This is a genomic window from Paenibacillus sp. NN59 (genome assembly GCF_057597225.1).
The window spans coordinates 287,372-300,835 of record NZ_CP199678.1 but is presented as its reverse complement, the minus strand read 5'-3'; the positions used below and the strand labels follow the sequence as shown (position 1 = coordinate 300,835).

Annotated in this window: 11 protein-coding genes and 1 riboswitch; of the genes, 5 read left to right on the top strand and 6 right to left on the bottom strand. The window is 46.7% G+C overall.

The genetic code is table 11. The features are described from left to right. From ACT89M_RS01335 to ACT89M_RS01315, 5 genes are all read left to right on the top strand, one after another. Positions 1 to 579: a VanZ family protein gene (locus ACT89M_RS01335; protein WP_154891495.1), complete on the top strand. Its 579-nt coding sequence runs from the start codon at positions 1 to 3 to the stop codon at positions 577 to 579. Positions 580 to 782: 203 nt separating this feature from the next. Continuing rightward, the gene (gene udk, locus ACT89M_RS01330; protein WP_090924213.1) at positions 783 to 1,415 is read left to right on the top strand and encodes a uridine kinase; all 633 of its coding nucleotides are present in this window, start codon (positions 783 to 785) and stop codon (positions 1,413 to 1,415) included. A 138-nt stretch (positions 1,416 to 1,553) separates the two neighbouring features. Next, entirely contained in the window at positions 1,554 to 1,883 is a 330-nt protein-coding gene (csaA, locus tag ACT89M_RS01325) for a chaperone CsaA (protein WP_154891496.1), read from the top strand. Positions 1,884 to 2,140: 257 nt separating this feature from the next. Further along, entirely contained in the window at positions 2,141 to 3,418 is a 1,278-nt protein-coding gene (locus tag ACT89M_RS01320) for an S-layer homology domain-containing protein (protein WP_308723400.1), read from the top strand. Positions 3,419 to 3,947: 529 nt separating this feature from the next. Further along, on the top strand, positions 3,948 to 6,845 hold the full coding sequence (locus tag ACT89M_RS01315; RefSeq protein ID WP_308723401.1) for a DUF5704 domain-containing protein: 2,898 nt from the start codon (positions 3,948 to 3,950) through the stop codon (positions 6,843 to 6,845). A gap of 215 nt (positions 6,846 to 7,060) precedes the next feature. Here ACT89M_RS01315 and ACT89M_RS01310 read toward each other — a convergent pair whose 3' ends face one another. The 6 genes from ACT89M_RS01310 to ACT89M_RS01285 form a co-directional block, all read right to left on the bottom strand. Next, entirely contained in the window at positions 7,061 to 7,900 is an 840-nt protein-coding gene (locus tag ACT89M_RS01310; RefSeq protein WP_487344968.1) for an ABC transporter ATP-binding protein, read from the bottom strand. After that, entirely contained in the window at positions 7,897 to 8,712 is an 816-nt protein-coding gene (locus ACT89M_RS01305; RefSeq protein ID WP_154891499.1) for an ABC transporter ATP-binding protein, read from the bottom strand. The genes ACT89M_RS01310 and ACT89M_RS01305 overlap by 4 nt, the downstream gene beginning before the upstream one ends. Before the next feature lie 2 nt (positions 8,713 to 8,714). Then, entirely contained in the window at positions 8,715 to 10,313 is a 1,599-nt protein-coding gene (locus tag ACT89M_RS01300; RefSeq protein ID WP_154891500.1) for an ABC transporter substrate-binding protein, read from the bottom strand. Positions 10,314 to 10,332: 19 nt separating this feature from the next. Then, on the bottom strand, positions 10,333 to 11,169 hold the full coding sequence (nikC, locus tag ACT89M_RS01295) for a nickel transporter permease (RefSeq protein ID WP_154891501.1): 837 nt from the start codon (positions 11,167 to 11,169) through the stop codon (positions 10,333 to 10,335). Beyond that, positions 11,170 to 12,108: a nickel ABC transporter permease gene (nikB, locus tag ACT89M_RS01290; protein WP_090924220.1), complete on the bottom strand. Its 939-nt coding sequence runs from the start codon at positions 12,106 to 12,108 to the stop codon at positions 11,170 to 11,172. It abuts the gene before it with no gap. A 183-nt stretch (positions 12,109 to 12,291) separates the two neighbouring features. After that, positions 12,292 to 12,486: riboswitch (cobalamin riboswitch) on the bottom strand. Between the two features lie 99 nt (positions 12,487 to 12,585). Beyond that, positions 12,586 to 13,422, bottom strand: coding sequence for an AraC family transcriptional regulator (locus ACT89M_RS01285; protein WP_154891503.1), 837 nt, complete (start codon positions 13,420 to 13,422; stop codon positions 12,586 to 12,588). Positions 13,423 to 13,464 lie beyond the last annotated feature (42 nt).

The window sequence follows — 13,464 nt, the reverse complement described above, 5'->3', positions numbered from 1 at the left end:
ATGTCCATTCAGTTTACCATTTCATCCTTTGTAGTTCTTGTGCCACTGTTTATTCTGACCCTGCTCACTCTGGTGATTCATGCCAGGGTGAGCAAAGTCAGATATACAGGCAAACAGTATATGTTGATGCTGACATTTGTGATATATATGCTGGGCATGATGCATTTTGTATTTTTCCCCATTGATGTGAACATCGGGATGTATGCCAACCAAACACCCTGGTATTCAAACATTCAGTGGGTTCCATTGCTGACTGCGGATGCGCCAAGCTTTCTTTTGAACATCCTGCTGTTTATGCCGTTAGGATTCCTGCTTCCTCTTTGGAGACCTTCGGTCAACTCCATAAAAAAAGTGGCGAAGACAGGCTTAACGGTAAGTTTAACTATTGAACTATTGCAACTCGTGATTCGAATTGCGGTAGGCAACGGCCGCTCAACCGATATTAATGATCTGATCGCCAATACTTCAGGAAGTGTGCTTGGGTTTATTGTGCTTAGTCTGCTTACCCGCCTGATCGGCCAAAAGCTGATTCTTCCTTGGAAAATGCCAGGTCATAAATCACACTCTACGCAACGTTAGAATGATACATCTGAAAATGAGCTTCCTCCTTTGAAGGCAAAACATGGTCTGTTCCTTAAGATGAAAAAGTTCGCGAACTGTGATACAATGAAGGAATTGTGTATTCGCAGACAGACATGCAGATCGCGCTTAAAAATAAAACATTTTGGGCACTCTTTATCGATTGATCATGCTGCCACTTTAGGGAGGTTTATGGAACAACCATGCTCATTATTGGTATCGCCGGAGGAACCGGCTCCGGCAAAACAACGGTAGCTCGCTCCGTTATTGAACGTCTGGGATCAGCCAAAGTTACATTCATATCCCAAGACAATTATTACAAAGACCAGTCAGACCTCACACCTGAGCAACGCAGACTGACGAATTACGATCACCCGTTTGCTTTTGATAACGATCTGTTGATTGAGCATCTTACCCTGTTGAAAAAGGGCCAGCCAGCGTATGCTCCCGTGTATGACTTCACCATAGATAACCGCGCTGCAGGCGAAACGATTGAGCTTGCGCCGAACCACATCATCATTGTCGAAGGGTTACATGTGTTGATTGATGAGCATCTTCGTACACTGCTGGATATCAAGGTATTTGTAGATACCGACTCCGATGTACGCATTCTGCGCAGAGTACTACGGGACATGGAAGAGCGTGGACGCTCGATTCAATCCGTGTACAAACAATATCTCGAAACGGTAAAACCGATGCATGATGCGTTTATCGAACCGTCCAAAAAGTATGCGGATATCATCATCCCTGAGGGCGGGCATAATGAAGTAGGGATTCAGATGCTGTCCATTCTTACCGAGAAATATCTCACGGGAGAAAACTGGAACAGATCTTAATCAAAATTGCATAAAGAAAAACAGAGTTTTTCAGGGATTAATCCAGGTTACGATACAGCGTAATCTGGATTTTTTGTTTTCGGGGATGGATATATCATCTATACTATATGACATCGTTTCGTTGAGAGGAGTTTATTTATGGCTACTTTTGAAGAGTTCACGCAACATGATATTCGAGTAGGTACCGTGGTGGAGGCTGAACCTTTTCTGAAGGCTCGTGTTCCTGCGATTAAGATGAGAATAGATTTCGGGCCACTCGGTTTAAAAAATTCCAGTGCCCAGATCACCCACCGTTACACGCCCGAGCTGATGATTGGCAAACAGGTCGTTGCTGTCGTGAATTTCCCACCTCGGCGGATTGCCGGTTTCGTGTCCGAGGTACTTGTACTGGGCGGTGTTCCCGGCGAAGGTGACGTCGTCCTGCTCTCCCCAGATCATCCGTTACCGAATGGAACACCGATTGCTTGAATTTATTTTTATGTACATGGGGTTTTCAAATGTTGGAAAATGGAGTATTCTCTATGTATTGAGCAATAACTGAAATGAATTACATATTTCGAGAGACCTTAAAGCATAAGGCTATGAATCTGCGGATTCGTGGCCTTTTTTTGTGTTTTGAGAGGATATACATGGTAGAATATTGATTATTATTACAAATTTAGCAGATATAATCCTAGTAAGTACATATCAGCGCCAAATTATATCCATCGAGAGGAGTTAGATTCATGAGAAAACAGATGATTTCCAGTTTAACAGCATTAGCTTTATTCGTAGGGGGATATGCAAGTTTGGTGGGAATAGGCGGCACTAGTACAGTCGAAGCAGCGCAAGCCGTCAGCTCATTTAAAGATGTACCCGCATCCCACTGGGCATCCTCAGCAATTTATTCCGCAGTAGAGAAAGGTTATTTCAAGGGATATGCAGACGGAACGTTTAAACCAGGTTTACCCGTCACCAAAGCTGAAATGGCTAGTATTTTAGCACGTTTGAATGATCAGCCGGAGCTACCGACTGCTGAACCGAATCATTTTACAGATGTACCGGAGTGGGCTAAAAATGGTGTTTCTACGGCGATTGCCAAAGGATTTATCCATCCTTCCAGCTATAAGGACAAACTAAGTGCTCAAGCTGCACTTGAACGGGGCGAAATGGCGGAATGGTTAACACAAGGATTGAGTGTAGTAGATTCAGACTATGGACAGGCTCTCTCGGATGTAACAAACACCGTCATTCCTGCGAAGGAATATTTTACAGGCAAGCTGGCCGACTCGCAAAAAAATGCTGTCGCCGTTGCCCTTGGAACCGGGCTGATGAGCGTTGCGAATGATAAAACATTTGGCGTAAACCGCACCACAACCCGGGCAGAAGTCGCCGTGTTGCTCAGTCGTTACGCGTCCGTTGCCAAAACCAAACCTGCCGATCTTCAAGGGCTGAATGAACTGCGGCAGGTGGGATTGACAGGCACCAATCTGAGTGTGATTGCACCGAGGTATCAGAAAACCTCAAAAAATAAATTTCTTGATTCATATGACTATAGCAAAGTTACAACCGACTTTTCACAGGTTAGAAATAAAGATTTAGTTACAATTACGAATTATGCTGATGTTAAACTGCGTAACTGGATCATTGTAAATCCATACACTATCGAATCGAAAAGAAGTATCTTTTACCCTGTTTTTGTTGATGAAAAAGACTCCCTCTTACGTGGGTCTTACTATTCCTTTGCTGAATTTGACTTAAATATCAAAGATTCCATGACGCAACTTCAGGCGGGGAGCCTCTTACAGTCACCAAGTATTAACCCTTTGAAATCACCAAACTCAAATTCATTCTTGGAATACTCGGTACCTCACATTAATGATTTCCTAAGTAATAGGGGAGTATTTAAAGTTAAGAATCCAACATATTGGTCTACAGGATTGTTGCACTTCGATAAATCACTTACAACTCAAGTGAAAGTCATCGCTAAGGATGGAACAGATTTCAACATGACAGCAAACTAATAAATTTGAAGGGTGATCTAGTTTGAATCTAAGAACTTTTATAAATAAATCACTGATCTCAATAATATCATTAAGCTTGGTGATTCCTATGAATCTTATTTACGCTGGGGGAGGCCCCGGTACAAAACCTCCATTGGAGGCTCCTCGTTGGGAGCCTTCTACCCCAGCAAAATCCCAAAGGAAAATTAGTCCTGTAGAAGGTAAAGGTACAAGTAATATTGGCATATACATATATCAATTAGATAATATGAAATGGAAAGTAGAGGGAGAGTGTAATGGACAAGAGCTATCAAATAATTCGACAACAAACAAACCTAATTCTTCTTTTGTATGTATAAATCTCCCTCTAGACCAAGAAGTCTATAAGCCATCACAATACAAAGATAAAAATGACCAGCCACATGATCACTCTGAGTTTGTTTCTGCATCAAATAAACCAATTTATATTGATAATTCAGATTACTATACACCTGGTAATCCCATACTAGTAAGTGTAGATAGATTCACTGGTGATATTGCAGAATTTACAATGCAGATTGGAGGCGTAATTCAACCATCAGGCTACAGACCCTATAACCCACCCAAATACTCTGCAGACTATGTATTTAATACCGATATATATTGGCGGGCTGTCGCCGAAACCACCAAAGAAATCAACCTCTCTCCTGGGGAACAAATTCGGTTAAATCAAACCAAACAGCTCAATGCGATGGTTAAAACCAAAACAGGGGATGGTAACTTTGGTGCAGAAACCAATGTAAACACAGGCAGCGGAGGAACGACCACGTGGGAGTCCTCCAATCCCTCGGTTGCAACGGTAAGTAACTCCGGACTGGTACAAGCGATTAGCAGGGGTACTACATCTATAACGATTTTATGGGAAAAAGACGGATTCCAATTAACAACCCGCACAACCATTGGTGTTGAACAGGGAACCGGTGGTGGTGGTGGTGGTGACGACGGAGGCGGGAATACCGGCGGTGGAGATAGCGGAGGCGGGGGTGGCTGTACACCTACGATTGGATCACCATCTCCAGGTACAACGATGAATATGAGTGACCTTGATCCCAACGCTACAGGTATAATAAAGTCAGATAACAGAGGTAATGAAATATTCGATGTATTAAAAGGAATTCCTACTTCCGAGTCTCTTTACACTAACGCCTTCGCGGACAATTATCTATTCAAGCAAGCCTGGACCAAGATGAGCGGCAAAGTTATATATGATTGTAATATCACCATCTCCTATGATAGAGAATGGACCGTATCTGGACCGCAGGTGTGTAATGACGACGGATGTAGGGATGGCACACCTATACCTAAAAATGATACCGTTCCTAAACCATACAACTTCCAAATTACACGAGACTATTCCTACTGGATGATTAGCAATCTTGAAGTGTACAAGCTCGTCAAAGCAACGATGAAAAATTATGCACTGCCTGGCGAAACCATTACGATGAATCCTGCCGGTTATGTTCCACCGACACTTGAATCCAGCAATGACTCTGCCGTTGAACGTCATGTGAGGCCAGGACAAACGTCATCAATCTCGTACACTCCATCCAAACTGACAGGTGGCTTGAATGCACCCCCGGATGTACCAGATGACACAGCCCTATTAAAGGGAATGGCGGAAACTAACACACCACAAAGCACCGTAAAAAATGATTTGGTGAAGTTCAACAATGCAGTGATCATGAATGATACCGAAACTACCAAGGATGGGCCACTGCCGAATAACATTCCTTCACCAACAACAATTGGACGGGATGTCTTGTACACTCCCAACCACAGGATCAGCAGTTCCCTGCGAAACAATGCCAACACGGAAAGTTCTGGCCAGATCTATTATGATCTACTACCGGGTAACGTGAACGGCGGAGCCAACAAGATACTTCCGATTCATGGGATAAACCCTGTTACGGTGCACACCCCCGTCGTAAACTACGCATGGGTGTCGGACGATCAGCCGCATAATCAGAAAACAACACCTGACCCTACCCGTGCTGCACTGATTTTGGAGCGCCCCTTCATTGTGCGTATCCCTACATCCGGACAGCACCTAGATGCATCCATCTATCCTGGATATGGCAACCGGGACTATGCCACATATTTTCGCGTCAAACAGGTGTTATTCCCGTTTGACGTCTACACAGCAGATCGAACACAGTTCATCCCAAGCCACACATGGGTCAACATTCCGGTTAACCAAATGGATACAACATTCTATATGCCAGTATGGGTGGACGAGGGGAAATATACCATTGAATTTCGGAACATCGCCGAGAATGCACCAGCAAACTTCACAGAGCAACCCGATGCCAACACCGATCTAACTCATCATGTTGCAAGCGATAAGATACCTGTAGATGTAATCGGCAGGCTGTATGACTTTCATGTGACTGATGTATCCGACTATAACTGGGAGAGTGTATTCCGCAAACGACCAGGTGGCCCGGAACCTACAGGTCATAGCTACTGGAGCGGATTACGCGGCATCGATGGTGATTCCCGAGGAAACCTTGCTCCATTTGTATTGCCGATTAGGCCTGGCAGTCATCCGGTCGAAGGATTTCGGAACGTTGCTGTGAAAACAGGCTATCACTTCAAGTTTGATCTAAAGACGAAGGGTAATATGTTCGGAAAACAGGATGGTATTCGAATAACACCCACATTCTCTTTTATAAACAAGGATAACTCTTTCCGTCAGGATGTTGATCTATACTACCATCGGGGGCAGGAACGTCTTATTCGAATTGGTTCAGCGCAGGATATGGAGAAACGATTTGTTGTGTTGAACTCACGACTGCGTAATGTACCCGGCACCGAATTGAGCGATGCGGCACGTTACCAATATACGTATGAATTTTCACCAGACGAACGCAATCGTCTCACATTAGCAGAACATATGGTCAAAGTCGCCAACCAGACTTCACACCAAAAAACCTGGACAGGCCGTTATGACTGGATGATTCTGACGGCGCCGATTCGTACACTGATTGGTCCTAAAACAAATATCCCTACCAGCGTTAACGTTGACAGGGCCAATGCTGCAATCCAGCGGTGGTACGGGGAATACAGTCTGCCGGCAGATGTGTACGCTGTTCCCAAAGGCACAAATCTTGAACCACTTGCCAGACAGAATAAGCTAGATGAACAATCTGATATCTTTTTGAAAAATGGGTACATCGTCGTCAACTTTAATATCGAGAGTCTACGTAATGGCAATTCACAGGCACCGCATCTGCAATATACCCATGCTCCACTTATGGATCAGTGGCAGTTGGAGGGTTTCAACTACCCACCTGCATTCAATAACAGCGCTAACGACAGCAGTAGATGGCCATTGAAGGATGGTGATATTCTCTTCTATTATGCAGACCAGTCCAGTCGAAATGACTTTCAGTCTCAGGTGCCTCATTAAGAAATAGAGTTACGGATGACGGATAAAGATATCTGGAGAATGAATATCAGGATAAAGTTTAACCCAGGGCAGAAACAGCAAGATCATTCTCATTCCGTATAGATGACAACTATCAAAAAAGGCAAAAGGGTTATCTCGAATGAATTCATTCATCAGCAGAATTCAACTCCAGATAACCCTTTTCTCATCTAATCTTTATTCATAATTAACCTGATCTATCTACTTCCCGCTAGTACCACCACACGCTCACGCATCTGCATATCATCCTTCAGCTCTCTCAGCGACAGAGCGGAGGACATCAGACTTCGGGTATACGGATGATTGGCCGAACTGGTCAGCTTGGCACTGTCCACAACCTCCACTACTCTCCCTTGATGCATGACTGCAATACGGTCACTCACTTGCTGCACCACAGCAAGATCATGTGATATGAATATGGAGGAAACTCCCGTCTCCCTACGTAGTTCCATAAGCAGATCCAAAACCTGTTGCTGAATGGAAACATCCAAAGCAGAGGTAGCTTCGTCAAACAAAATGATCTCAGGCCGTAAACCAATCGCACGAGCAATGACAGCTCGCTGTTGTTGCCCGCCGCTTAATTCATGTGGATACTTATCCGCATCCATAGCAGACAATCCAACGCGCTCCAGCAATCTGCGTGTTTCCTGAGCAGCCGCCTGCCGTTTCATCATTTTATAATTCAACAGAGGCTCACCGATAAACATGCCCACCTTCATGCGTGGGTTGAAAATCGCCGCAGGCTCCTGAAAGACCATCTGAATCTGCTTACGCATCTGGCGCAGCTTCTCACCTTTCAAACGGGTAATCTCCTGCCCATAGCACCAAATCTCTCCTGAAGTCACCTGTTCCAGCTGAGTTACACACTTGGCCAGTGAGCTTTTGCCGCTTCCACTCTGCCCGACAATACCCAGACACTCCCCGGGATATAACGCAAGATCTACATTCTGTAAAGCCTGAACAGCCTGCCGCCCTTTCATCTCGTACGTTTTACATACGTTACTCAGTTTTAGAATGGGTGATCCGGCATTGATCATGTATGGTTCCCCTCCAGTTCAGGTACAGCTTCTAACAGTTTGCGGGTATACTCGTGGTCAGGATTCGATATGACACGCAGTGTATCTCCCAGTTCCACTAACCTGCCGTCTAACATCACACCGATCCGATCAGCCATATGGGCCGCAACCGCCATATTATGCGTCACGAGCATCATGCCCGTTCCCTTGTCCGCACAAAGCCTGCTCAATTGATTCATTACTTCATTTTGAGTCGTAACATCCAGCGCACTCGTCGGCTCATCCGCCAGCAGCAGTTCCGGCTCCAACGCAGCCGCCATTGCGATCGCGGTTCGTTGCTTCATCCCCCCGCTAAGCTGGGAAGCATAGGCATGCATGACTCTCTCTGGATCATCCAGCCCCATACGGGTCAGTGTGTGAACGGCCAATCTCCAAGCCTCTTTACGGGACATAGGCAGGTGGGCACGAATCGCCTCCACATACTGACTTCCAATACTACGAATCGGATTCAGATATGAACCGCTGTCCTGAAAAACCATCGCGATTCGTTTGCCACGCATCCCCTGCCAATCTTGTTGCGAGTCACGTAGCAACACCCGTTCCCGAAAAATAATCTCTCCTCCGGTGTATCGTCCGCCTACAGGCAGTAGTCCCAGCAAAGCCCGGATCAGGGTCGACTTCCCGCTTCCGCTTTCCCCCACAATGCCAATGATCTCTCCTGGCTTCATCGAAAAGGATACATCCTGCAAGGAAGGCACGCCTTCCTTGTAACTTACAGACAGATTCTTCATCTCAACAAGCAAAGATGTCGTTCCCCCACGCAAGGACGTCATCACTACTCGACCTTAATGTTGCGATCTAGCAGATAGAAGTCGATCGGGTACATCGTTGCACCCTTTACATTACTTTTGCTGACGATATTAATCGGTGTATATGTCAAGAACATATAAGCAGCATCGTCCAGAATCATCTGTTGCGCTTCTGCCGCAAGTGCATAACGCTTCTCCACATCAAACTCCGAGTGAAGACGCTCAATAAGCTCGTCAAGCTTCGGATTGCTGTATCCGCCAACATTCCACTCCGCACCTGTTTTGAAATAAAAGTCGAGAATATACTGCGGATCACCCGTTATGCCTGTATTGATGCTCGTCAGAGCCAGATCATAATTCCCACTCTTCTGATGGTCAGTGAGATCCTCATATGAGGTGAGCTCCAGCTCAACCCCAATTTCTTTAAGCTGGGACTGCATCGCAGCAGCCACAACGGAATCGGATTCATAAGCTGAGTTAAGAATGAGTTGTAACGACAGCTTCTTCCCTTCCTTTTCACGAATGCCATCTCCATCAGCATCCTGATATCCAGCCTCATCCAGCAATTGTTTTGCCTTCGCGGGCTCGTAATCATATCCGGTAATTTTGTCGTACCCAAAAGGCAATGCAGAGGTAAACGGACCTTTGGCTGCTTGTCCACCCACCAGCGTATTCGCGTACATTTCGCGGTCAATTCCGTAAGATATGGCACGGCGAACCTTTACATCGCTTAGCAGTGAATGGGTCGTGTTAAACCACACAAACTGCGTACGGAGGCTCGGAATTTCATCAATCGTATATTGTGTTTTATCCTGAAAAAGAGGCATCTGGCTGCGTCCCACATTACTCGCTACATCGATTTCCCCTGATTGCAGTGCCAGCGCCCGTGTATTGTCATCCTTGATGTATTTTAGTGTCATCGTATCCAGATCAGCCGCGCCACCCCAGTACTTATCGTACTTTTTCACCTGAATCTCCTGGTCGGGCGTATATCCTGTAACCATGAACGGCCCGGTAGCGATGGGCTCACTCTTGAATTTTGATGTATCTGCACTCGTATCCACGATAATAAACAGTGGCTCTGCAATATTGCCTAGCAGTGAGGCATCTGGCTGTGTTGTTTTGATCGTCAGATCCTGCCCCTTGGCAGTCATTGACGCAATTGGCAGTGTGGATTGACCTCTCTCATTCAGCGAGATGGAGCGTTCGATTGATTTTTTAACCGCATCCGCAGTCACGGGATTGCCATTATGGAACGTTACTCCGTCGCGAATATGAAAATGCCAGGTTGTATCATCGATCCGATCCCACTTATCGGCAAGTTTGGGGACGATCTTCATCTGCTCATCAAACTGAATCAACGTCTCCCCAATAGCCGCGCGCGTCAGCGTCCAGCCGTTCCATTCCTCCGCAGGATCAAGGCTACTCCCCAGCCAGAACAAGGCCACATTCAGATGTGATTTCTTGTCCTCACCAGCCGCACCACTCGCATCCACCCCTGCCTTTTTCCCCGTAGCATCGGATGATGAAGGTGTTGAATTTTTGTCGTTACCACAGGCCGCGAGCAACAGAATAGTCATCATTGATATGATAGCCAGTAGCCATGTTTTTTGAAACTTACCCATACTTCCCCATTCCCCTCAGTTACACTGTATTTTTCTTGGGATCAAGCACATCTCGCAGACTGTCCCCCAGCAAATTAAAAATGATAACCGTGCCAAATATCGCGAGCCCCGGATAGATTAACAGCCAAGGCGCTGTCTGCAGATATCTTCTGCCTTCATTCAACATCGCTCCCCACTCGGGATCAGGCGGCTGTGCACCAAGTCCGAGAAAGGACAGACCCGAAATCGACAACATCATGCCGCCTACGTCCATCATCGCCATGACGATCAAGGGTGGCAACATATTCGGCAGAATCGTTCTGCTAATGATCTGGATTTTACGCGCACCGCTGAACGCGGCGGCAGTGACGAACTCTTTTTGCTGAAGAGAAATGACCAGGCTTCGGGCCATCCGTGCATACTTTGCCCACCAGACAACTGACAGTGCGACCACCGTGTTAAATAACCCCGGCCCTAACATGCCTACTACGGCAATAGCAAAAATCAAACCCGGAAATGCCATCAACGTATCGCACAGCCGCATCAGCAGCGTATCCACCAGCCCTCGCAGAAAACCTGCGACGACACCAACCGCTACGCCTAAGCCGAAAACAATACCGATCATCATAAATGTAAGCAACAGAGAGGTGCGTGCTCCATATAAAAGTCGGGATAGGACACATCGCCCAAGCTGATCCGTACCGAGTGGATATTCGGGGCTGGATGGCTGCAACACTTTCGCAAAATTCGTAGCAAGTGGATCGTGAGGCGCCAGAAGCGGCGCAATCAGAGCCAGAACGATCCAGCCTGTGGTCAGGGATAGCAAGAAAATAAATAGACGACGTTGTGTCAGATATGCTCGAATCTTCATCACCATCTACACATCCACATCCAGTTGAATGCGCGGATCGCGAAGATGTGTCCAGAGATCCACGATCAGATTCAGGGTGACATAGATGACTGCCATCCAGATTACATAACCCTGTATCAGGGGGTAATCGCGGGTGAAAATGGCATCCACCGCCATCTGTCCTACTCCCGGCCATACGAATAAACTCTCCACAATTGCTGCTCCGCCAAGTAGTGCTCCTGTTGTCATGCCTAGCAAGGTCACAATTGGCAACAGTGAATTGGGCAAAATATGTCGCCAAATAATCATTGATTCCTTCACACCTCTTGCTCTTGCACCCACTACGTAATTCTGGCTTGTCTCCTCCAGCATGACTGCACGAATCTGCCGGCTGTATTGGGCGATCAATGGAATCGCGAGTGTCGCAGCAGGCAGGATCAGGCTGTTCCAGCCGGAACTACCCATGACCGGCAGCAGCTTCAGCTGCACACCAAATACCAGCATCAGCAACATCCCCAGCCAGAAGCTCGGCATGGATAGACCGGCAAACGAAAACAGGCGAATCACATAATCCAGCCCTTGATTCCGGCGTACAGCCGAAAGAACTCCGAGCGGAAAGGAAATCAAAATCACCAGAAGCATTGCGCTCCCGGTTAACTTGAGCGTTGCTGGAAGGCGGGCCATTAACACATCCAGCACCGGACGGTCATATTTATACGACGTACCAAAGTCTCCAGTGACTACTTGTCCCAGCCATGTGCCATACCGAACCAGAAATGGCTTGTCCAGCCCAAGCTCTGACCTCACCTGTCTGACCAGTTCATCCGAAGGTGTGACTCCGGTAGACATCAGCATCAGTCTGGCGGGATCCCCAGGAGACAGATACGTTAATAGAAATGTCAGGAAGGTGATTCCAAACAGAACGGCGACCAGTTGTAATAACCGTTTAACGATATATCTGCCCAATAATAAAACGCCCTTCCCGGTTTAATGCGCGTGTACGCCTTCATTTTCATTCCATTCAATACAAGCCAATTCAAGCCAAAAAAGCGCCCTTTTCCGTTTCACGGGATAAGGACGCCTTAAATAAACAGATTTTCAGAAAAAATCATGCTCTTTAAACACCTTCCTATCTCCCGTAGGGTACTGCTGTGTTTGTCCAACCTGGCAGGTCTCCTGGCTCCAGTATCATTGCCATAACAGCTCCTTCCCGGTCTTCGTAAGACCAGTGGATATGCTGCCTGACTCCTCTGTTACAGTGGCGGGACCGCGCCGGCATCACACCGGACTTCCCTTTTAAGCTTCTACCCCAGCGGGTAGAGCACCAAGTTCCACGTATTCAATTCACTAAAAGTTGGTATCTGTTACACTTCTGTATCAGTATAGCGGCATACGGAATAATGTTCAAAACTTTTCTTTCAAAATTTAAAATCATGATTGCGGCTAATCTCGCACTCGCGAGCCCTTGGGCGACACCCCCGTCACACGTTTGAACATTTTGGAAAAAAGCAGCGGGTCGGTGTATCCAACGGAGTGGGCTACTTCACTCACAGACAGCATCGGGTTACGAAGCAACTCCGCTGCACGATTCATGCGATACTCCAGGAAAAAGGCTTGCAGCGACTTGCCATATCGCTCTTTGAACAATCCCGATAAATACGTTCGATCCAGTCCTACCGCCTGTGCGATATCCAGAATAGAAGTACGCTGGCTATACCGGTTCTCCATAAACTGCACAGCCTGCCGAATATAAGTCTCTTTCGTCGAAAGGAGCGTGTTTTCTTCTTCTTTGATCGGTGAGGATGCGATTAATGCCGCCATAAGTCGGTATAACAGACTTTGATGTAACACATCCCCTCCTGCAACGGAGCTCGTTCCGGCCTGAAGCATCTCGTCATACAGCGCTGCCATCATATTCTTATCATGAGCAGTAAATACCGGGTGCTCCTCGCTTAACTGTGCACGTTGCATAAAAGCCTTCGCCTGTACACCTCTGAAGCCAAACCATGAATATGTCCAAGGCTCCTCAGCATCGGCTTCATAATGAATGACCGTGTCGGGTAAAATGAGAAATCCTTGGCCCTCGCCCAGAGGATATTCCCGATCTCCCATATATACCGTACCATAACCCTCATGTACGTAATGCACGATATAGGAATCACGCACCCCCGGCCCCCAATAGTGGGCAGGATCACATGCCTCCCATCCATAAAATAACAAGACCAGTTCCATCTGCGTCCAGCCGGCAGAGACCACATTCATTTCCACTTTCCGACTCATGTTTCCCCTCCTTTCGACGATGAGGTTAAAGATATCTTAATA